Source organism: Bradyrhizobium sp. USDA 4454 (assembly GCF_054822705.1).
On the sequence record NZ_JBTRCN010000001.1, the window covers coordinates 6350950 to 6372517 of the forward strand.

General features: G+C 65.9%; 20 protein-coding genes. 12 read left to right on the forward strand and 8 right to left on the reverse strand.

What is annotated here, in order from left to right; genetic code table 11:
* Positions 1 to 16 precede the first annotated feature (16 nt).
* Complete coding sequence (hemE, locus tag ACVIW0_RS29495) at positions 17 to 1063, forward strand: uroporphyrinogen decarboxylase (RefSeq protein WP_461355544.1); 1047 nt, start codon at positions 17 to 19, stop codon at positions 1061 to 1063.
* A 283-nt stretch (positions 1064 to 1346) separates the two neighbouring features.
* Here the strand turns inward: hemE and ACVIW0_RS29500 are convergent, their stop codons facing one another.
* Complete coding sequence (locus ACVIW0_RS29500) at positions 1347 to 2960, reverse strand: GMC family oxidoreductase (RefSeq protein WP_461355545.1); 1614 nt, start codon at positions 2958 to 2960, stop codon at positions 1347 to 1349.
* 457 nt (positions 2961 to 3417) lie between these two features.
* Here ACVIW0_RS29500 and ACVIW0_RS29505 point away from each other — a divergent pair, with 457 nt between their 5' ends.
* On the forward strand, positions 3418 to 5379 hold the full coding sequence (locus ACVIW0_RS29505; protein ID WP_461355546.1) for a putative bifunctional diguanylate cyclase/phosphodiesterase: 1962 nt from the start codon (positions 3418 to 3420) through the stop codon (positions 5377 to 5379).
* A gap of 247 nt (positions 5380 to 5626) precedes the next feature.
* Here the strand turns inward: ACVIW0_RS29505 and ACVIW0_RS29510 are convergent, their stop codons facing one another.
* From ACVIW0_RS29510 to ACVIW0_RS29520, 3 genes are read right to left on the reverse strand one after another with little or no spacing between them, the layout of a single operon-like run.
* Positions 5627 to 6607, reverse strand: a complete 981-nt coding sequence (locus ACVIW0_RS29510; protein ID WP_461355547.1) for a PDR/VanB family oxidoreductase — start codon at positions 6605 to 6607, stop codon at positions 5627 to 5629.
* Between the two features lie 12 nt (positions 6608 to 6619).
* Positions 6620 to 7366, reverse strand: coding sequence for a GntR family transcriptional regulator (locus ACVIW0_RS29515; RefSeq protein WP_461355548.1), 747 nt, complete (start codon positions 7364 to 7366; stop codon positions 6620 to 6622).
* Between the two features lie 5 nt (positions 7367 to 7371).
* Positions 7372 to 8403 (reverse strand): aromatic ring-hydroxylating dioxygenase subunit alpha, encoded by a 1032-nt coding sequence (locus tag ACVIW0_RS29520; RefSeq protein WP_461357462.1) that lies wholly within the window; start codon positions 8401 to 8403, stop codon positions 7372 to 7374.
* Between the two features lie 212 nt (positions 8404 to 8615).
* Between ACVIW0_RS29520 and ACVIW0_RS29525 the strand changes: the two genes are divergently transcribed.
* The 9 genes from ACVIW0_RS29525 to ACVIW0_RS29565 are packed head-to-tail and all read left to right on the forward strand — an operon-like array spanning position 8616 to position 15338.
* The gene (locus tag ACVIW0_RS29525) at positions 8616 to 9329 is read left to right on the forward strand and encodes a GntR family transcriptional regulator (RefSeq protein ID WP_461355549.1); all 714 of its coding nucleotides are present in this window, start codon (positions 8616 to 8618) and stop codon (positions 9327 to 9329) included.
* Between the two features lie 58 nt (positions 9330 to 9387).
* Positions 9388 to 10350 carry an ABC transporter substrate-binding protein gene (locus ACVIW0_RS29530; protein ID WP_461355550.1) on the forward strand — a complete coding sequence of 321 codons (963 nt, stop codon included), beginning with the start codon at positions 9388 to 9390 and terminating at the stop codon, positions 10348 to 10350.
* A 1-nt stretch (position 10351) separates the two neighbouring features.
* Positions 10352 to 11107: an ABC transporter permease gene (locus ACVIW0_RS29535; RefSeq protein ID WP_461355551.1), complete on the forward strand. Its 756-nt coding sequence runs from the start codon at positions 10352 to 10354 to the stop codon at positions 11105 to 11107.
* Positions 11086 to 11550: an ABC transporter ATP-binding protein gene (locus tag ACVIW0_RS29540; RefSeq protein ID WP_461355552.1), complete on the forward strand. Its 465-nt coding sequence runs from the start codon at positions 11086 to 11088 to the stop codon at positions 11548 to 11550. The genes ACVIW0_RS29535 and ACVIW0_RS29540 overlap by 22 nt, the downstream gene beginning before the upstream one ends.
* A 13-nt stretch (positions 11551 to 11563) precedes the next feature.
* Positions 11564 to 11908: an ABC transporter ATP-binding protein gene (locus ACVIW0_RS29545; RefSeq protein WP_461355553.1), complete on the forward strand. Its 345-nt coding sequence runs from the start codon at positions 11564 to 11566 to the stop codon at positions 11906 to 11908.
* Positions 11909 to 11915: 7 nt separating this feature from the next.
* Positions 11916 to 12716 (forward strand): ABC transporter permease, encoded by an 801-nt coding sequence (locus ACVIW0_RS29550; protein ID WP_461355554.1) that lies wholly within the window; start codon positions 11916 to 11918, stop codon positions 12714 to 12716.
* Positions 12717 to 12729: 13 nt separating this feature from the next.
* Positions 12730 to 13395: a polysaccharide deacetylase family protein gene (locus ACVIW0_RS29555; RefSeq protein WP_461355555.1), complete on the forward strand. Its 666-nt coding sequence runs from the start codon at positions 12730 to 12732 to the stop codon at positions 13393 to 13395.
* Positions 13392 to 14261 carry a fumarylacetoacetate hydrolase family protein gene (locus tag ACVIW0_RS29560; RefSeq protein ID WP_461355556.1) on the forward strand — a complete coding sequence of 290 codons (870 nt, stop codon included), beginning with the start codon at positions 13392 to 13394 and terminating at the stop codon, positions 14259 to 14261. Before ACVIW0_RS29555 ends, ACVIW0_RS29560 begins: the two co-directional genes overlap by 4 nt.
* Positions 14262 to 14294: 33 nt before the next feature.
* Positions 14295 to 15338, forward strand: coding sequence for a 5-methyltetrahydropteroyltriglutamate--homocysteine methyltransferase (locus ACVIW0_RS29565; RefSeq protein WP_461355557.1), 1044 nt, complete (start codon positions 14295 to 14297; stop codon positions 15336 to 15338).
* Between the two features lie 312 nt (positions 15339 to 15650).
* Here ACVIW0_RS29565 and ACVIW0_RS29570 read toward each other — a convergent pair whose 3' ends face one another.
* From ACVIW0_RS29570 to ACVIW0_RS29585, 4 genes are all read right to left on the reverse strand, one after another.
* Positions 15651 to 16640, reverse strand: a complete 990-nt coding sequence (locus ACVIW0_RS29570; protein ID WP_461355558.1) for a DUF2778 domain-containing protein — start codon at positions 16638 to 16640, stop codon at positions 15651 to 15653.
* Positions 16641 to 16900: 260 nt separating this feature from the next.
* Positions 16901 to 19282 carry a putative bifunctional diguanylate cyclase/phosphodiesterase gene (locus tag ACVIW0_RS29575; RefSeq protein WP_461355559.1) on the reverse strand — a complete coding sequence of 794 codons (2382 nt, stop codon included), beginning with the start codon at positions 19280 to 19282 and terminating at the stop codon, positions 16901 to 16903.
* Between the two features lie 265 nt (positions 19283 to 19547).
* Positions 19548 to 19958, reverse strand: coding sequence for a DOPA 4,5-dioxygenase family protein (locus ACVIW0_RS29580; protein ID WP_461355560.1), 411 nt, complete (start codon positions 19956 to 19958; stop codon positions 19548 to 19550).
* 23 nt (positions 19959 to 19981) lie between these two features.
* Entirely contained in the window at positions 19982 to 20602 is a 621-nt protein-coding gene (locus tag ACVIW0_RS29585) for a class I SAM-dependent methyltransferase (protein ID WP_461355561.1), read from the reverse strand.
* A gap of 185 nt (positions 20603 to 20787) precedes the next feature.
* Here ACVIW0_RS29585 and ACVIW0_RS29590 point away from each other — a divergent pair, with 185 nt between their 5' ends.
* Complete coding sequence (locus ACVIW0_RS29590; protein ID WP_461355562.1) at positions 20788 to 21492, forward strand: hypothetical protein; 705 nt, start codon at positions 20788 to 20790, stop codon at positions 21490 to 21492.
* The last annotated feature ends 76 nt before the right edge of the window (positions 21493 to 21568 follow it).

A 21568-nucleotide genomic window follows, 5' to 3' on the forward strand; every position in this document is an offset into this window, starting at 1 on the left:
CTCAGGAACTAGCCACGTGCCCCAGGATGACACCAAGAAGCCGTTCATCGAGGTCCTGTCGGGCCACCGCCAGGCCGTGCCGCCGCTCTGGATGATGCGGCAGGCCGGCCGCTATTTGCCGGAATATCGTGAGCTGCGCGCCAAGGCCGGCGGCTTCCTCGATCTCTGCTTCACGCCCGAATTCGCCACCGAGGTGACGCTGCAGCCGATCCGCAGGTTCAATTTCGATGCCGCGATCATCTTCTCCGACATCCTGGTGATCCCCTATGCGCTCGGCCGATCGGTGCGCTTCGAGGCCGGCGAAGGGCCGCGGCTCGATCCGCTGGCAACGCCCGGCGAGATCGCCGCGCTGGCCGCGCAGGCCAATTTCGACCAGCTCGAGCCGGTGTTCGAGGCGCTGCGCCGGGTTCGGCGCGAGCTTGCGCCCGAGATCGCGCTGATCGGCTTTTGCGGCGCACCATGGACGGTCGCGACCTACATGGTGGCCGGACAGGGCACGCCGGACCAGGCCCCGGCACGGATGCTCGCCTATCGCCATCCCGACGCCTTCGCTGGGATCATCGACGTGCTGGTCGAAAACTCGATCCACTATCTGGTCGGCCAGTTGAAGGCCGGCGCCGACTGCCTGCAGATATTCGACACCTGGGCCGGCGTGCTGCCGCCGCGCGAATTCGCCCGCTGGTCGATCGAGCCGACCCGGCGCATCGTCGCCGGCGTGCGCAAGCAAGTCCCCGGCGCCAGGATCATCGGCTTTCCGCGCGGCGCGGCGGGCATGCTGCCGGCCTATGTCGAAGCGACCGGCGTCGATGCCGTCTCGATCGATTGGGCGACCGAGCCGTCGATGATCCGCGAGCGCGTGCAGGGCCGCGTCGCGGTGCAGGGCAATCTCGATCCGCTGGCCCTGATCGCCGGCGGCGCCGCACTCGACCGCGCGGTGGACGACGTGCTGGAGAATTTCGGCAAGGGGCGGCTGATCTTCAATCTCGGCCACGGCATCCTGCCGGAGACGCCGATCGCCCATGTCGAGCAGATGGCCGCGCGGGTGCGGGCGTATAAGGGCTAAGGCCGTAGCCCGGATGGAGCGCAGCGCAATCCGGGTCTCTCGCCCAGATAGACGGCCCCGGATTACGCTTCGCTTCATCCGGGCTACGCCACTTCATTGCGGGCTACGCCCCACTCCATCACCGTCACCCTGAGGAGACCGCGTAGCGGTCGTCTCGAAGGGTCGACGGCCCGTCTGTGGCCGTGCATCCTTCGAGGCTCGCCCAGCGGCGCAATTGCGCCGCGAGGCTCGCACCTCCAGCGACAAAGGCGAAGCCTTTGCGCGGGGATGACGGTTCAAGTTATTACCTTGCATCCTCCAAAATCATGTCGGACGCCTTCTCCGCGATCATGATCGTCGGCGCGTTGGTATTGCCCGACATCAGGTCCGGCATCACCGACGCGTCGACCACGCGCAGGCCGTCGATGCCGCGCACCTTGAGCCTGTTGTCGACCACCGCGAGCGGATCGTTGCCCATCCGGCAGGTCGAGGTCGGATGATAGACCGTGCTGCCGGTGCGGCGGCAGAAATCCAGCAGGTCGTCGTCGCTGACCACCTTGGCGCCGGGATCGACCTCGCCGACGGAGTACGACTTCAGCGCCGGCGCGGCCAGAATCTTCCGTAGGATGCGGATGCCGTCGATGAAGGCGCGGCGATCGGCCTCGGTCGCGAGATAATTGATGCGGATTTCCGGCGCCACGCTGGGGTCCGCGCTTCGGATCTTCAGCGAGCCGCGGCTCTCCGGACGCAGCTGGCAGACCGATGCCGTGAAGCCCGAGAACGGATGCAGCTTCTCGCCCATCCTGTCGGTCGAGAACGGCAGGAAGTGGATCTGGATGTCGGGCGAGGCCAGCCGCGCGCTGGTCTTGAAGAACGCACCCGACGTGCCTGCGGCAATCGTCAGCGGCCCCTTGCGCAGCGCCGCGTAGCGCAAGCCGGCCATGACGCGGCGCACCGGATGGTTGACGATGTCGTTCAGCGTCACGCTCTGCGCGCAGCGTGTGACGATGCGCACCTGCATGTGGTCCTGCAAATCGTTGCCGACGCCGGGCGCATCGAGCAGAACCTCGATGCCGTGCTGCTTCAACAGCTCGGCCGGGCCGACACCGGAGAGCTGCAACAATTGCGGCGAGTTGTACGCGCCGCTCGACACCAGCACCTCCTTGCGCGCCCTGGCTGTGCGCAACTGGCCGTCCTGCTTGTAGGCGACGCCGCTCGCGCGCCTGCCGTCGAACAGGATGCGCTGCGCCAGCGCCGAGGTCTCGACATGCAGATTGCCGCGGGTCAGCGCCGGCCGCAGATAGGACCGCGCCGTCGAGGCGCGCCGGCCGCGCCGCGTCGTGGTCTGGAAGAAGCCAGCACCCTCCTGGGTGGCGCCGTTGAAATCCGGGTTGGTCGGAATGCCGATCTCGGCCGCGGCGTGCACGAAGGCTTCCGACAGCGGATCGTGATGCCGCCAGTCCGACACCGGCAGCGGACCGCCGGTGCCGTGATATTTGTCGCTGCCGCGCTGCTGATCCTCGGCCTTTCTGAAATAGGGCAGCACGTCGTCATAGCCCCAGCCGGCATTGCCGCGCTGCCGCCAGCGGTCGTAGTCCTCGTGCTGGCCGCGCACATAGAGCAGACCGTTGATCGAGCTCGAGCCGCCGAGCACCTTGCCGCGCGGCTGGAACACCTGCCGGCCGTTCAGGCCAGGCTCCGGCTCGGTCTGATACATCCAGTTGACGGATTTTTCCTTGAACAGCTTGCCGTAGCCGAGCGGCACATGGATCCAGATGTTGGAGTCCTTCGGACCGGCCTCGAGCAGCAGCACCGAATGCTTGCCGTCGGCGCTCAGGCGATTGGCAAGCACGCAACCGGCCGAGCCGGCACCGACGATGACGTAATCATACTCGGCCGCATCATTCTTCGTGTTCACTGGTTTCCCCCGGAATGTCTTTTGTTCCGGTGGTACAGACAAAGCGCTGGCTTGAAAAGACGAGTGCCCTGCGCTGAGGTTCTGGAGCAGTTGCCCGACAAGCATATTGAACTGGTCGGCGTTGCCGGCTGCACCGAACACGCAACGGTCGGGCCGCACGATTACCGCAGCAACGTCGTGGTGCCGCATCCAATCGGCGATCGCGCTCGACCACGGTCAGGATACCGTTGGCATCGGGGGATCAAGCGGCGCGGCAACCTTTGCCGGTCCGTGACCTCGCGTCACGCATTTGTATCGATTTGTTAGCAATGCCCGCCGGTGGAACCTGAGCGGCGCCCGCGATGGCACGGTCGGTTCCAATAGTTCATAGTTTGTCAAAGGTTTGCGGAGAATTCTTCGCTGCTGCGCCGTGGCCAACCGCGCAGGCGACGTAGTGACGCGCAGACAGCGTAGTGAGATGCGTACCTATCTCAGATCATATTTCGCGGCCCTGTTCGCGGGTGACCTCGCGGCCTTCGGCGCACCACCGACGGATGACGCGCTTGCCGGCCACATCCGCGCCGAGCAGGTGTCGCTGGTGCTCGGCTATTCCTTCGGCATCATGCTGGCCAACGCCTGCAACGCGCTGGTGCTCGCGGCCGCGCTCTGGCAATCGCCGGACTGGCTCTTTGCGCTGATATGGGCGGCCGCCGTCAGCAGCGCTGCACTGTTCTTCGGGCTGCAGGCGCGCGCATCGCGCCGCATCGCCAAGCCGCAATTCGTGTCGCGCCGAACCATGTACCGCCTGGTGTGCAATGCGCTGGCGCTCGGCGCGGCCTGGGGCGTCGTGCCGGTCGCCTTCTTCGCCGGCGCATCGAGCGGTGGGCAATTGGTGATCACGTGTCTTTGCGCCGGAATGCTCGCCGGCGGCGCCTTCGCCTTCTCGACGATCCCGATCGCGGCGATCGCGTTCACTGCGCCGATCTTCGTCGGAATCGCGATCTGTCTCGGCCGGGACGGCGACTTCATCTATCTCCTGATGGCGGTGCTGGTGCTGGTCTACGGCTCCGTGCTGCTGCGCGGCGTGTTCGTCAATGCCTTCGAGTTCAGGCGGCGGGTCATCGCCCAGCATGAGGCCGAGCGGACGGTGCGGCAGGATCCGCTGACGCATCTGCCGAACCGCGTTGCCTTCAACGAGGCGTTCAATGGCGCGCTGAGCCGCCTGACGCGCTCGGGCGAGGAGTTCGCCGTGCTGCTGCTCGATCTCGATCGCTTCAAGGAGATCAACGACAGGTACGGCCATCCGGCCGGCGACCAATTCCTGGTGCAGGTCGCGGCGCGGTTGCAGCGCTGCACCCGCGCGGCGGAGCATGTCGCGCGGATCGGTGGCGACGAGTTCGCGCTGATCATGTCCAATTTGACGCGACCCGAGGACGCGCTCGCGATCGCCGAACGGTTCGTCGCGGCCTTCGCCGATCCGTTCCCGATCGACGGTTTTGAGATCACCAGCGCGATCAGCATCGGCATCGTGCTGGCGCCACGCGACGGTAACACCTCCCACGATCTGCTCAAGCATGTCGACATCGCGCTCTACCGGGCCAAGAGATCCGGTCCCGGCACGATCTGCTTCTTCGAGGCGAGCGACGACCGGTCGGCGCGCGACCGCCGCGCTTTGCAGCGCGATCTGGAACAGGCGATCGAAGCGGACCAACTGTTCCTGGTCTATCAGCCATTTCTCGACATCCGCAAAGGCCGCGTCACCGGTTTCGAGGCGCTGCTGCGCTGGCAGCACCCGACGCGCGGCCTGATCCCGCCGAGCGTGTTCATCCCGATCGCCGAGGAGAGCGGGTTGATCCACCAGCTCGGCGAGTGGGTGATCCGCCGCGCCTGCGCGATGCTGTCGCGCTGGCCCGACGACATCAGGATCGCGGTGAACTTCTCGGCGGTCCAGTTCCAGAACGTCGGCATCCTGCAGACCATCGTCGAGGCGCTCGCCAAAGCCAACGTCGCGCCGAACCGGCTCGAGATCGAAATCACCGAATCGATGCTGATCTCGAAATACGGTTCGGCGCCCGCGATCCTCAACGGGCTGCTCGAGCTTGGCCTGACGGTCGCGCTCGACGATTTCGGCACCGGCTTCTCGTCGCTGACCTATCTGCGCAAGCTGCCGTTCAGCCGCATCAAGATCGATCAGTCGTTCATCCGCGACATGCTGACCCAGCCGGATTGCGCCGCGATCGTCAAATCAGTGATCGGCCTCGCGCAGGACCTGCGGATCGGCGTTGTCGCAGAAGGCGTCGAGACCGCGGACCAGCTCGAATATCTGCGCCAGACCAGCTGCGACGAGGTGCAAGGCTATCTGATCGGCCGGCCGATGTCGGCCGGTGAGATCACCGCCCTGCTCGACCACGATCCGCTCCACGCGGTGCACGCGGCGTAAAGCGCGATGAGGTTTGGTTGAATCGGCTTGGCGCGGTCTTGGTTCACCTCTCCCCATTTGGGAGAGGTCGGATTGCGAAGCAATCCGAGTGAGGGCTCTTGCTCTCTCGTTAGACCGTAGCCCCTCACCCGATTTGTTACGCAAATCGACCTCTCCCACGGGAGAGGTGATCCTTCGACGCCATTCCAGCTCAACCTAATCTGATCACGCTTTAGCCCCGATCGAACGGCCGCGCCGCGCCTGCGCATTACAGCGCGTCGGCGCGATGCAGCGTGTCCACCGTGATGGTGCCGCGGGCGCGCGACACGCAGGCGCAGATCTTGCGGCTCTCCCGCCTCTGATGATCGCTGAAGAACACGTCGCGATGGTCGATCTCGCCGTCGACATCGATCACGTCGAGCGCGCAAACGCCGCATTCACCGCGCCGGCAGTCGCTCATCACCTCGTGACCTGCTTCGTTCAGCACGTCCAGCATCGAGCGGTCGTGCGGGATCACGAACTCGGTGCCCTCGTCCCTGAGCCGGACTCGGAACGCCTCGGTCGGCAGCAGCCCGCTCGATCCGAAGGTCTCGTAACGCAGATCGGTCATCGGGCGGCCGGACGCTTCCCAGGCCCGCCGCGCCGCATCGAGCATCCGCATCGGGCCGCAGAACAACGTCATCGTATCCTGCGGCAGACTTGCGAAGACGCCGTCGAGGTCGAGCCGCCGGCCCTCGTCGCCGGTATGGACGACGAGGCGGTCGCCGAGCAGGCGTTCGAGCGCATCGAGATAGGCCGCATCGCCGCGCGTCCGCACGGCATAGTGCAGCGTCAGCCCGGCGTCGCGGCGGGCCAGCACCTGCGCCGCGCCAACGATCGGCGTGATGCCGACGCCGCCTGCGATCAAGCAGAACTGCCGCCGGGTCCAGTCGAGCTGCACCAGCGAGGCGGGCTGCGTGATGTTGAGCCGCGCCCCCGGCGCGAGCGACCACATGTAGCGCGAGCCGCCCCGGGAATCCGCTGCATGCCGCACCGCGATCCGGAACCCCTGCGGATCGACCTCGCCGACCAGCGAATAGGATCTGGTCTGCGGCTGGCCGTCGATGGTGACGCCGACATCGATATGGCTGCCGACCGGATAGGGCGCGGCGGTGAAATCGTCGGGCCGCAGCAGGAATTCGCGGATGCCGGGCGTGAGATCGCGCACAGCAAGCAGCGTGGCCGATGTCCAGGTTTCGATGAATCGCATGGCGCGCTCCGTTCAGCCGGCCGAGATCAGCGCCAGCGCCGGCAGCAGATCGAGATGGGTGCGGTTGCGCAGCGCCAGCCGCAGATTGCGCGCCGCAAGCCTTGCATGCTCGCGCATAACAGCCTCGGCGCGCGCGCCCTCGCGGTTCTCGATGGCGTCGACCACCACGCGGTGATGGTCCTGCGCGATCAGCAGGATCTGGCGCGCCTCGGGCAAGGCATATTGCGCCATCACGAAGCCGCTCGGCGAGGCGAACGGCAGCGCCGAGGCGCGGTCGATCTGCCGGATCAGCGGCGGGCTGCGCGACAGCTCGGCCAGCAGCACGTGGAAGCGGGCGTTGAGCGCGACATAAGACGAAAACGCCTCGATCGAGATCGGCTCCTGCCGCACCAGGCCGTCGATCTCGTCGAGGCATTGCTTCAGCGGCTCGAGATCGCGCGACGAGACGCCGCGCTCGGCGGCAAAGCGCGCGGCCAATCCCTCCAGCGTGCCGCGCAGCTCGATCGAATCGAGGATGTCGCGCTCGGAGAATGCCTTGACCATGAAGCCGCCGGACGGGATCACCTCCAGCAGGCCTTCCTCTTCCAGCCGGACCAGGGCCATCCGCACCGGCGTGCGCGACACCCCGGTGACCTCGACCGCCTGCAATTCCGAGATGCGCTCCCCCGGCCGCAGGCCGCCGGACACGATCAGCTCGCGCAGCGCAAGTTGCGCCCGCACGGTCTGCGACACTGCACGATCGGCCTCGCGCTCCGCCATGCCGCCTACTCCGCTGCCTGCAACTGCGGCGGCGGATTCTCCTTCGCCACCATGCGGTCGATGACGCGGCGCGCCCACATCGCACCGGCATCGATGTTGAGATTGTAGAACACGCGGTCCGGATTCTCGTCCATCGCGCGCTGCTGCGCTTCCAGGATGATCTCGTCCTCGTGGAAGATGCCGGCGACGCCGTCGCGGATTTCGCTGGTCAGGCGCTGCTCGGTGATGCGGTGGTTGCGGACGAAGGCCCAGAAGTAATGACAGGTCTTCTCGGTCTCCGGCGTGATGGTGTTGAGCACATAGCCATTGACGCCCTGCGAGCGATCGCCCTCCAGCGCGCCGGATCCGGCCGGCGCGACGCCGACATCGATATTGACGGTGCACGGCGCCTCGAAGCGGATGATCTGCCAGCGGTCGACCGGACCCGGCTTTTGCAACTGTTTGGCCCAGAACGGCGGCGCCTCGATGCCCTGCATCCAGCGCGTCACGGTGACGGTCTTCTCGCCATGAGTGACGTCGAACGGCGCTTCGGCGACTGCGTCATTGCCGATGCTCGAGCCGTGCACGAAGGTCTCGTGGGTCAGGTCCATCAGATTGTCGACGACGAGGCGATAGTCGCATTTGACGTGAATGGTCTTGCCGTCGCCGGCCCAGGCCGGATCGTGGTTCCAGTGCATGTCGGGCACCAGCGCCGGATCGGCGAGCGCGGGATCGCCCATCCAGAGCCAGATGAAGCGATGGCGCTCGACGACGGGATAGGCGCGCACGCAGGCCGACGGATTGATCGTCTCCTGCGAGGGCATGAAGGTGCAGCGGCCCTGCGCATTGTATTTCAGGCCGTGATAGCCGCAGACCACGGTGTCGCCCTCGAGCCGGCCCTTGGAGAGCGGCACCAGGCGATGCCAGCAGGCATCCTCGAGCGCCACCACCTCGCCATCGCCCTTCCGGTACATCACGACACGCTTGCCGCAGATCGTGCGCGGCAGCAGCGCGTGCTTGATCTCGGCGTCCCAGCCGGCCGCGTACCAGGCGTTCATTGGAAAGGGCTTTGGCACGAGATCCTCCCTATTTCTGCATTCTGATTGTATACATTGCTACCGCATTTTCGGTGAGATCCAAGATAACTCCGTCCGCTTGAGCCATCTCAGTATACATAAACAGTGATACTGAACCAGACTCCAAATAAAATCGATTTTCGATTGACGCCGACAAGGGCGTCCGCCAGTCTTGCCCTGCCATGAACATTGGGTTGAGTTTTCGCGAGGGCTTGGCCGGCGATGGGCCGCGAAGCCTGACATCGGCGGTTCAGGAGCGGCTGCGGGCCGACATCCTCTCGACCCGGCTGCTTCCCGGCCAGAAGCTGCACATCGCAGGCCTCGCCAAGCAGTTCTCGGTCAGCCTCGCCGCCGTCCGCGAGGCATTGTCGCGCCTGGTGGCCGACGGTCTGGTGCAGGCTTCCGACCAGCGCGGCTTTCGCGTCTGCCCGGTCTCGCTCGCCGATCTCGCCGATGTCACGCAGACCCGGATCGACATCGAGGGCCTTGCGTTGCGGCGCTCGATCGAGCGCGGCGACGAGGCCTGGCTGTCGTCGGTCGCGACGGCCTGGGAATCGCTGAAGGCCGTGCCGCATCGCTATCCCGACGACCCTACCGTGCATTACGAGGAATGGGTGGTCCGCCACCGCGTCTTCCATCGCGCGCTGGTCAATGCCTGCGGCTCGCAATGGCTGCTCGGCTTCCGCGACGTGCTGCATGAGCAGAGCGAGCGCTACCGGCGGCTTTCGATCCGCCGCGAGGTCGGCAGAGCGCGCGACGTCGAGGCCGAGCACGCCGCGATCGTGGATGCGGTGTTCGCGCGCGACGCGGATGCGGCAGTTCGCGCATTGTCAAAGCACTTCGGCACCACCCGGGATTTCGTCGAGCTCGCGGCTTCGCGCATCGCGGAGGTCAACGGCACATCGTGATCCACGGCGCGCAAGGCGCCGCAAACAATAACAATCGATATCCGGGAGAAACAGAACCATGAGCATCACGCGCCGCCGCGCGCTGGCAACCCTGATCGTCACCCTGCTGGCCGGCCCGGCCATCGCCGCCGACACGATCCGCGTCGGCTTGCCGACCAAGACCTATTGGCCGACCACGATCGCCGAGACCGCGGTGCGGCAGAAGCTGTTCGAGAAGGAAGGCATCAAGGCGGAGCTCACGGTCTATCGCAGCGGCGCCGAGACCTTCGAGGGCATGGCGGCAGGCGCCGCCGACATCATCCTCGATCCGCCGTCGCTGGTATCGGCCGGCCGCAAGAAAGGCGTGATGTCGCGGATCGTCGCCAATGCCGCGATGGGCAATTTCGGCTGGCAGCTGATGGTGCCGGCCAAGTCGACGCTCGAGGTCAAGGATCTCAACGGCAAGAAGGTTGGGATCACCGCGGCGGGCTCCGGCTCCGACCTGCTCGCGCTCTGGACCATCCAGGACAGGAAGATCGACTTCACCCGCGTGCCGGTCGGCGGCGGCGGGCTGGTGCCGAACCTGCTCGCCGGCAATGTCGATGCCGCCGTGGTCTATTCGCCGCTCAGCTTCCAGGTCGCCAAGTCGGGCGAAGCCAAGACCATCCTCGACTATGCGACCGCCGCACCGCCGAACCTCACCGCGGGCTGGATCGTGCTCGACAAGTTCGCCGAGGCCAAGCCGGAGGTGGTGCAGAAGGCCGTCAACGCGCTCTATGGCGCCGTGCAGTTCATGCGCGCCAACCGCGACGTCACCGTGAAGCTGATCGCCGACCTCTATGAGATGCCGCCCGAGATCGCCGCGATGGAATACGACAACACCATCATGAAGCTCGAGACCGACGGCGACATGGGCGCGGCAAATGTGCCGGCGGCGGTGCAGCTGTCGCTCGACCTCGCCAAGCTCGGCGGACTGAAGGACATCGTTCCGGTCGAGGACGTGATCTCGACCAAATTCAAGCCGGTTCCGACCAAGCCGTAAGATGCAGGCTACCCTCACCATCAAGCTCGCGCGGGTCGCGATCGTGATCGCGATCTTCGCGCTGTGGGAATTGCTGTCGCGGACCGGCCTCGTCAATCCGCGCCTGCTGCCCTCGGCATCGGACACGCTCGCAACGCTCGGCGATCTCCTGCAACGCGCGAGCGTCCGGACCGACCTGATGGTGACCGCGACCGAGGTGCTGGCTGCCTTCGCGCTCGCGGTGCCGATGGGGGCGCTGATCGGCTTCCTGATCGCGGAGAACCGCTATTTTGCCGATGTCGCCAAGCCGCTGCTGTTCTTCGCCTTCAGCATCCCGAAGTCGATCTTCCTGCCGATGTTCATCCTGGTGTTCGGGGTCGGCTTCGCTCAGAAGGTCGGGTTCGGCTTCTTCTCGACCATCTTCATCGTGATCATGTCGACCACGACGGCGGTGGAATCGGTCAAGGTCGAGCACCTGACGGTGGCCCGCTCCTACGGCGCCACGCGCGCGCAAACCGCGTTCCGCGTCTATCTGCCGAGCATGCTGCCGGTGCTGTTGGAAGCGCTGCGGATTTCGATGATCTTCAACCTCACCGGCGTGATCCTCGCCGAGATGTACGCCTCGCGCGACGGCATCGGCCACCAGATCGCGACCTGGGGCGAGAACTTCCAGATGAAGCAGCTGCTCGCCGGCGTCGTGATGGTCGCCGCGATCGCCATGACCTTCAACGAACTGATCAGATGGGTGGAAACACGATGCAGCCATTGGCGAACGTGACACCGTTGAAGCCTGCGCCGCGCGCCGGCGCGATCGAGGTGCGGAATGTCGGCCAGGTGTTCCGGACCAGGTCGCAGGACGTCGTCGCGCTGGAGGATGTCTCGCTCGACATCAAGCCGGGGCGCTTCGTCGTACTGGTCGGCCCGAGCGGCTGCGGCAAGTCGACGCTCCTGATGATGATGGCCGGCCTGCGTGCGCAGACCTCGGGCACGATCACCATCAACGGCGCGCCGATTCCGCAGCCCGACCCCAACCGCGTCGGCGTCGTGTTCCAGGAAGCGAGCCTGTTTCCGTGGCTGACGGCCGAGGACAATGTCGAGTTTCCGCTGGCGCTGCGCGGCGTCGCCAAGGCGGAGCGCCGGGCCAAGGCGCAGGACGCGCTCAAGCTGGTCGGCCTCGAAGGCTTCGGCAAGACATACCTTAAAGAAGCGTCATCCTCATGAACTTTCCGGCGGCATGAAGCAACGCGTCTCGATCGCCCGCGGCCTGGTGCAGGATCCGCCGGTGCTGCTGATGGACGAGCCGTTCGCCGCGCTCGACGAGCAAACCCGCATGACGATGGGCGACGAGCTGCTGCGGATCTGGGCCGCGACCGGCAAGACCGTCGTGTTCGTCACCCACAGCCTGACTGAGGCGGTCTATCTCGCCGACGAGGTGATCGTGATGTCGCCGCGGCCGGGCCGCATCGTCGATCAGCTGCAGGTCAACCTGCCGCGGCCGCGGACCTACGAGATGCTGAGCGGCGATGCCTTCGGTGCGCTGCGCGACCGCATCTGGCGGCACATCCGCAAATCGGCGTGAGACCGCGATGAGCGCGAAAACCCTTCGCCATCTGATCATCATCGGCCTGCTCGTGCTCTGGGAGCTGTTGCCGCGCGCCGGCCTGATCCCCGAGTTGTTTCTGCCGTCGCTGTCCTCGACGCTGCTCGCCGGCTGGAACGAGGCGGCCGAATATGGCCACGCGCTGGCGGTGACGGTCTACGAAGTCGCGGTCTCGATGGCGTTTGCCTGCGGCGGCGGCATCCTGCTCGGCGCCGTCGTCGGCAGCCTGCCGCGCCCGCGGCTCCTGATCATGCCGATGGTCTCGAGCCTCTATGCGGTGCCGCTCGTGATCCTTTATCCGGTGTTCACGGTGTGGTTCGGCATCGGCTCGGAGTCGAAGATCGCCTTCGCCTCGATCTACGGTTTTCTGCCGACCATGCTGGCGACCGCGGCCGGGATCCAGACCATCGACCCACAGCTGCTGCTCGCCGCCCGCAGCATGGGCGCAACGTTGAGCCAGCGGCTGCTTCGCGTCATCATCCCCGCCGCGATTCCGACCGTGCTGTCGGGCCTGCGGATCGGCGGCGCGCTGGTCATCGTCGGCGTGGTGGTGTCGGAGATGCTGATCTCATCGGCGGGCATCGGCTATCTGATCTCGCGCTACCGCACCATCCTCGACAGCCCCCACGTGTTCGCCGGCGTGCTGCTGGTGCTGTTCATGGCGATCGCCTTCAACACCGCGATCCGATGGGTCGAAAGCAAGGCCGCGATCTGGCAGACCGGCACGCGCGCCGGCCAGAGTGCCGCCGACGAGGTCGGCTCCGGCGCGATGCAGCCGGCGACGTAAGCGGATCGCTGAAATGTTCGACCTCACCCTGACGTTCGACAATGGACCCGAGCCCGAGGTGACGCCACGTGTGCTCGATATCCTGGGCGAGCGCGGCATCAAGACCACCTTCTTCGTGATCGGCGAGAAGCTCGCCGATCCCGCACGTCGCCGCCTCGCAGCCCGTGCGCACGACGACGGCCACTGGATCGGCAATCACACCTTCACGCACAGCACGCCGCTCGGCCTGCAAGCTGGCGCGGACACCGCGCAGCGCGAGATCGGCCGGACTCAGGACGCAATCGGCGAGCTCGCTCATCCCAACCGCTGGTTCCGGCCGTTCGGCGGCGGCGGCAATCTCGACGAGCGGCTGCTCAAGCCTTCCGTGGTCGACTATCTCGCGCACCACAAGCATAGCTGCGTGCTCTGGAACGCGATCCCGCACGACTGGGAGGATCCCGACGGCTGGACCGAGCGCGCGCTCGGGCAATGCCGCGCGCAACCATGGACGCTGCTGGTGCTGCACGATCTGCCGACCGGCGCGATGGCGCATCTCGGCCGCTTCCTCGATCGCGCCGCGGCGAACGGCGCCCGCTTCCGGCAGGATTTTCCGCCGCAATGCGTCCCGATCCGCAACGGCGAGATCGCGCTTCCCATCCAGACCTATGTTTCCTCCATCGAACAGAGTGAGAGACCATGAAGATCGCAAGTTTCAAGGCGGCGGGCACCACAAGCTACGGCATCGTGACCGATGCGGGGGTGATCGACGCCGGCAAGCGGCTGAAGGCATATCCGACGCTGAAGGCGCTGCTGACGACGGGCTCGCTGGATGAGCTGAAGACATTGCAAAGCGAGCCGGCCGATCACGCGCTCAGCGATGTCGAGCTGCTGCCGACCGTGCCCGATCCGGACAAAATCTTCTGCATCGGCGTCAACTATGCGACGCATCTCGCCGAGAGCGGCCATCCGACGCCGCCGCATCCGATGATCTTCACCCGTTTCGCCAACAGCCAGGTCGGCGCCGGCCAGCCGATGATCCGGCCGCTGGAATCCGAACGCTTCGACTATGAGGGCGAAATGGCCGTGATCATCGGCAAGGCCGGCCGCCGCATCCCGCGCGAGGCGGCGCTCGCTCATATCGCGGGCTATGCCTGCTACAATGACGGCAGCATCCGCGACTGGCAGCGCCACACCTCGCAATTCGCGCCGGGCAAGAATTTCGTCGGCACCGGCAGTTTCGGACCGTGGATGGTGACATCGGACGAGTTGACCGACATCAGCCAGCAGCACATCGCGACCCGGCTCAACGGCGTCGAGGTGCAGGCCGCGCCGATCTCGGACCTCGTGTTCGACGTCGCCACCCTGATCGCCTATTGCTCGACCTTCACCGAGCTGGTGCCGGGCGATGTCATCGTCACCGGCACCACCGGCGGCGTCGGCGCCTATCGCACGCCGCCGCTGTGGATGAAGGACGGCGACGTCGTCGAGGTCGAGATTTCCGGCATCGGCGTGCTGCGCAATCCGGTGAAGGACGAAACCGCGGCAAGCGCGACGCGCGCGGCCTGATCCGGCCGCACCACCAACAAGAAGGAGGACATCATGAACCTGCCCACGCACCTGCTGCCGACCACCGTCGTCGGCAGCTACCCGCAACCGGAATGGCTGGTCGACCGCGCGATGCTGTCGAAATCAGTGCCGCGCACCCGCATGCACGCGATGTGGCGCCTGCCGGCCGAGCATCTCGAGGAGGCGCAGGACGACGCGACGATCGTGGCGATCCGGGACATGGAGCGCGCCGGCATCGACATCGTCACCGATGGCGAGATCCGGCGCGAGAGCTACTCCAATCGGTTCTCTACCGCGCTTGACGGCGTCGATGCCGACAATCCCGCTGTCATTACCGCACGCACCGGCAACACGCAGACGCCGGTGCCGCGCGTGGTCGGCCCGGTGAAGCGCAAGGGGCCGGTCGAGCTCCACGACATGCAGTTCCTGCGCAAGAACACCGACCGTGCCGCCAAGATCACCCTGCCCGGCCCGTTCACGATGAGCCAGCAGGCCAAGAACGAGTTCTACAAGGACGACGAGGAGCTCGCGATGGCCTTCGCCGAGGCCGTCAATGCCGAGGCGCGCGACCTCGAAAAGGCCGGCGCCGACGTGATCCAGCTCGACGAGCCCTGGGTGCGCAACAATCCGGAGCTGGCGAAGCGCTATGCGGTGAAGGCGATCAATCGCGCACTGCAGGGCATCACCATCCCGACCGTGGTGCATCTCTGCTTCGGCTATGCGGCCGTGGTGCCGGGCTCGACCAAGCCGGCCGGCTATTCCTTCCTCGCCGAGCTCGACGACACCATCGCCGACCAGATCTCGATCGAGGCGGCCCAGCCGAAGCTCGATCTCGGCGTGCTCAAGGATCTATCATCGAAGAAGATCATGCTCGGCGTGCTCGACCTCGGCAATCCCGAGATCGAACCCGCGACTGTCGTCGCCGACCGGATTCGCAACGGCCTGAAGCACGTGCCGGCGGAGCGGCTGGTGGTCGCGCCGGACTGCGGCATGAAGTACATGCCGCGGCAGGTCGCGTTCGGAAAGCTGAAGGCGATGTGCGACGCGGCTGCCGTGGTCAGGAAAGAGATCGGCTAAGGAATGGGCCGGAGAAATGCAGGGCAGCATCTCCGCACAACGCGCTGTCATCGCCCGGCTCGCCGCCTCCGCTAAAGCTTCGGCGCGCCTGAAAGCGAGAGCCTCGTCGAAGCCTTGGCGGAGACGGGACCGGGCGATCCAGTATTCCAGAGGCGCCAGTACTTGAATCGAGAGGCCGCGGCGTACTGGATCACCCGCTTTCGCGGGTGATGACAATCGAGCGTGTGGTAACGGCGGTGGTCCAACCACGCTCGAGCTGCCCACACCGACAAAGGCAGAAATGGATCGGTCGCCAGCGACGCTACTGGCGGCTTACGAGTTCGACGCGGAGCGCGTCGAGGCCGACTTGACGTCCTTGATGCTGATCACGACGGCGATGCGCTTGATCGTGCCGTTGCGGTAGGCCTGCAGGAAGCGGTCGTAGTGCTTGACCGAGATGCAGCCGTTGGAGTCGCCGTTCGGCCCGAGCATGTAGCTGTGGACCAGCAGGCCGACACGACCAAACGTATCGCTGCCATCGACCGGGGTCATGCGCAGCGCGGGCACGCCGTGGAACAGCTTTTCGCGCGGCTTCATCTCGTAGATGCCGGGCGGGGTCGCACCGGCGTTGCGGGCATTCACATGCGCGGGGTCGTCGAGCAGATTGCCGAGACCCGAATGCGCCTCGAATTTGGTGCCGTCGGGCATGTACACGATGCGGCCGGTGATGTCGTAGACCGCCGTGGTGCTGTCGTAGCCGAGCGCGCCGAGGTCGGGGCTCGGTCCGGACAGCAGGCCGTCGTTCGGATCGATCGAGGCAAGCTGGATCTTGCCCGGCATCATGTCGGCGATCTTCTGCAGGAAGGTCCGGTTGTCGCCCTGCGGCGCCTGCGAAGGTGGCGGCGGCTGATCGTTCCGCGCCAGCAGATTGGCTTCGGCCGGCCGCGACCGCGGCATCGGCACCGCAGACGTCGATGGGGTCGGCGTCGCGGCAGCGACGGACGCTGTCGCCGGCTGGCTGACCGGCAGCTCGGTCTGGGTGTCGCGCAGCTGGCCGGCCAGCGCGTCCTCGATCTGACCGAACTCGGAATTGAAATCGCCGCGGCTCGAACGGAATCCGCGGCGGAGGGGGTAATACAGTGAAGCCGTGTTGATCGTGGAGCGCGAGCCGAAGCGATCGTCGAAGTTCAGCGATGCGGTGGTGTTGGCGAACGCGGGTCCGTGCAGCCATGCGGTCGGGTCGATGCCGACCACCCAGGCGGCACAGCCAGACGACAGGACGAGCGCCGTCACGGCGAACGCCGTGCTGCCCACCACTGACATGCCGCGGTTCGACCGACGCGCGGCAGCTTTCGTCGTACGTTGACCCATCATCCCCAAGTACGGTGCTCTGGAGCCTGTTAGCCGGCCCACATGGGATTCACCGATCACTCATCATATCAGGGAATTAGAGTAAGGCATAATCGAGACGAAGCGGGCAACGACAGGATTTTTAAACGTTTTTCGGATGGAAAGTGCCGAAGAATCAGCTTTGGACGGCCAAAACGGCCGAAAAGGTCCCGATTCGGGACAATTTCGGCGGCTCAGGCGATCTTTTCCTCGCGAAGCGTGAGGACCGGCACCGGCTTCCCGATGGCGTAGCCCTGGACGTAATCGACCCCGATCTGGCGCAGTTCGTCCAGGATCGCGAGGCTCTCGACGAACTCCGCGACCACCTGCTTCTGCATGATCTTGGCTGTCTTGGTGATCATCTCGACCATCGCGCGATCGACCTTGCTGTTCAGGATCTCCTTCACGAACGAGCCGTCGATCTTGATGATGTCGACCGGCAGGTGCTTGAGATAGGCGATCGAGGACATGCCGGTGCCGAAATCGTCGAGCGAGAAGCTGCAGCCGATCTCGCGCAGCCGCGCGATGAATTTCTGGGCCTCGTCGAGATTGGAGATTGCGCTGGTCTCGGTGATCTCGAAACACACCACGGCCGGTGGCACATCAAGCTCGGCAAACAGGGCGGCGACGAAATCGACGAAGTCGCTGTCGCCGATGGTGGCACCGGACAGATTGATCGCATAGCTCGCGATCTTGCGCGCGTGGTGCTTGCGCTCGGCAATGAGCTCGAAGGCGCGGCGAACCACCCAGCGATCGATCAGCGGCATCAGCCCATAGCGCTCGGCCGCCGGCAGGAAGCTGCCGGGCGGCACCAGGGCGCCGCTTTCGTCGCGCAGCCGCAGCAACAGCTCGCGCCGGTCGTTGCCCTTCAGCATGCCGTCGACCGGGCGGATCTCCTGCTCGTAGAGGCAGAAGCGCTCCTCGTCCAATCCCTTGCGGATACGATTGACCCAGCTCATCTCGGCGACCCGCACCGCCATGCCGGTATCGGACGGACGGTGCTCCTGGACGCGGTTGCGTCCCTTGTCCTTGGCGAGGAAGCAGGCGACGTCGGCAAGGCGCAACGCGTCCTGCACCCCGGCGCTGTCGGCAAGCCCGACCAGGCCGATGCTCGCGCTGATCCGGAAGCTCGAGCCCTCATGGATGAAGCTCGACTGCTCGACCACCGCCCTGATCCGCTCCGCGACGTCGGCCGCAACATCGTGCGTGGCAGAGCCGTCGTCGCGCAGCAGGATGCCGAACTCGTCGCCGCCGAGCCGCGCCACCAGCCCGCTGTCGCCGACCTCCGCAGCCAGCAGTCGCGCCACCTGCCTCAGCAGTCGGTCGCCCGCCATGTGGCCGCAGGTGTCGTTGACGATCTTGAACTGATCGAGGTCGATCAGCATCAGATCGGCGCCCGCGGCCGGCACACCCGACATCGCCCTGTGCAGCTCGAACTCGAACTGCCGCCGGTTCGCAAGCCCGGTCAGCGCGTCGTGCGAGGCGGCCCAGGCCAGTTCCTCGACCAGCCGCCGCTCGGCGGTCATGTCGTGAATGATCATGACACGGCCGGCCGGTTCGCCTTCATGCACGATCGCCGTCTCGACCACCGAAACCGGCACGCTGGAATGGTCCGGCCGCACCAGCAGCCGCTGCTGCGGGCGGCTTTCATCGTCGGCCTCCGCGCTCCGGAACGATCCCCGCACCGGCTGCTCGGCGATGCTGAACAGCGACGAGAGCTGCCAGCCGGTGACGTCCTGGCCCGACGTGATCAGCCGCTGCGCGGCGGCGTTCATGTAGCCGACGCGATCGTCCTGCGTGGTCACGATGACGGCATCGCCGATCGAGGCCAGCGTGAGCTGGGCGCGCTCCTTCTCGACGGCAAGCGCGGTCTCGGCGAGCCAGCGCCGCCACAGCATCCGCCTTGTGTGGAACAGCACGATGCCGGCCAGGCAGGCCGCGATCACGAGATTGACCAGCAGCAGCAGCGCGGAGACCTGGCGCGACGCCTTGCCTAGATGATCGGAGAAATCGACCGCCAGCGTGCTCAGCGCCGCGTCGACCACACCGATCCGCTCGATCCAGCGCCTGATCGTCGCAGCCGACGGATCATGCAGCGCGACATCGTTGGCGGCCTCGTTCCTGATTTCGATCAACTGATCGAGCAACGCATCCGAATTGCGCCAGGCCGTCACCGCGCCGGCGACGTGGTGCATCGTGCGGAAATATTTGAACAGCCAGATCAGGCCGCCAATGTCGTCATCATGATTGCCTCCCGCGGCGAAGCCGGCGCGGGCCACGGCGTCATTGTTGCCGGGCGATTCCAGCGCGCGCCGTGCGGTGCGATCCGCCAGCGGCACCGCGATCGCGGCATCGAACTTCTGCAAATAGAGCGGCGCGCCGGTCGAGACATAGATCTGAAGAGCGTGAATGGCGTCCTTCTGCCCCTTCGACCACAGGCTTTCGCCCGCCACATAGGCCCGCACCGCGGACATCACCTGCAGGCTCCCGGCCGACAGGCCGGCCAGCAGCAGCACGATCGCCAGCAGCGGCCCCACCACCCGCCACAGCGACCAGCTTCGAAACGAAAAGAACATGCCCAATGCGCCCGACTCTGAAATTGTCGGGTCAGCCTAGGAATCGCGACTTAACCTCACGTTGCAAAACGCGATGAGTTTGAAACGACTTGGTCGTAACACAATCGCTTCAAACTTTACGCAAGCCGGCAACCGGCATGGCAATGCATATGCCCCTGAAGGCTGTGAGTGCTCGGCCTTCACAGAGGAGCGGCACCAAACATTCAGTGTCGTGCCGGCGAAGGCCGGGACGACGTCGATCCTTCGAGACTCGTCTCGCTGACGCTCAGGGACGCAATGTCGGCTGTGTGTTCGGTGCCGGCGCCTGCTCCATCTCGGCCTCTTCGGGCAGCTTGTCGGCATGGACGGCGAGCGGCGTGCCGATCCAGAGCGGATCGTCGCGATGATCGCGGCGCGGATTGGTGGTGTTGGGATGGACCAGGATGCTCAGGCTGCCATGGTTGAGCATCAGCCACGGCACCAGGGTTGGAAACAGCTCGGCCGCGAACGCCACCTGGTACATCGCCTGGTCGTGCGGACCGACCTTGACGTCGTGCCAGCGCCCGAGTGTGACCAGAAACCGTTCGCCCAGCCAGTTGCGCAGCCGTTCCGCTTCGCCGCGCCTGGTGGTCGGATCGTAATAGACATGGGCGTGGTAGCTCGCGATCTCGCCGATCGTCCGTGGCATGTCCGTCATCTCACCTCTCCTTCCGCGGCCGGTCACGTCCGCCGCAGCACACTGAATTGGAACGACTGCGTCGTGCCCCAGGGCGTGACGTGGCGGTGCGCCTCTTGCGCGATCAGTTCGAATGCCGGTCCGACGATCCGGCTGAGCACTGTCGGATCATAGCGTTGCACCGGCAGGCCACTGCACTTCTCCGGACCGTCCGGCGCAAAGGTGCCGATCACGGCGTGGCCGCCGGCCGTGACGCCGCGATGCAGTCTGTCCAGATAGGCCGCGCGCTCCGTCGCCTCGACGAGAAAATGAAACGCCGCACGATCATGCCAGATGTCGAACGCCTGTGGCGGTTGCCAGACCGTGGCATCGTCGGCGATCCAGCGCACCGCGTCGCCTGCCGCGCCGATTCGTTCCCGGGCGCTCGCCAGTGCCGCCTCGGAGAGATCGAGCACCGTCAGATCGTGGAATCCGCGCGCAAGCAGCGCGTCGGCGAGGCGCGAGGCCCCGCCCCCGACATCGATGATCGACGCGTCGCGGCTGGGCGCGACCGATTCGATCAGGCGCAGCGATGGCTGCGGATCGGCCTGCGACCAGCTCACCTGCTGCTCGCCCTTGGTCAGGTAGACGGTCTGCCAATGCGATTGGCGATCAGAAGAGGTCATGGCATCGGCCCCGAAGGCGGCAGCAACTAGCGTTGCGCCCTGTTAACCATCAGCTAGGCGCGGCGCAGTTCGGCGTCAACCTGCAGCGACGGACAGGCACGACGGCGCAGCAGCAAATGCCGCATTTGCTTCGTCGCATTTTCCATCTAACCTGACGGGCAAGGTTGAGATCGGGGCGTCCGGGGATGGCCAATTTCGGCTGGACACGCGGCAACAAGCCTGCAGAAACGGAGGATGCCGCCAGCGACCTGCGCGGCCTGACCGATCCATCGGCGTTTCTCGCCGCGCTCGACAAGGTGGTGCCGCGCTATCTCGATCTCTCCGACAACGGCGTGCTGGTCTATCCGGCCTGCAAGCGCAAGCCCGGCGACCTGCTCGGCGATAGCAGGGCGATCTGGGAGCACACACGGCTCGAAGCGATGCGCTACGTTCCGATGGTGCCGCGGCAGGACACGTCGCTGCTGGTCGATCCGGCCCGTCAACCGGAGATGATCGACGCCTTCCTGCGCCAACGTGCGCATGACAAGACCGTCGTCGATTTCACCGGCACCACGATCGAGGACTACGGGATCGCGATCTACGCGGCACTGAACTGGCTGAACCATTGCGGCGCCATCGTGGGGGCCGATCCGCAGAAATTCTCCGGCACGCTGCGCAGCTTCCGCAAGGTCATGGTGGTCGCGCGGCAGTGGTGGGCGCTCGACGGCGCGGTGGAACGCTGCCGGCAGCTGCTGGAGGCACGCGAGCGGCCGCCGCTGGTGTTCTTCCTGCTGTGGGCTGAATGCACCAATCTCGCCCGCGAGATCGCGATCGCGGCGGCAGGCAGCGCAGCGACGGAAGACCTTATCGCGCAGATGCGCGCGGCCGACGATCCGGAACAGTTGATGTAACCCGCGGAACGGACGCGCGGCCACACGCCAGGGCGAGCAGTCCTAGATCATGTCTGCAGAGGCGCAAGAAAGCGGA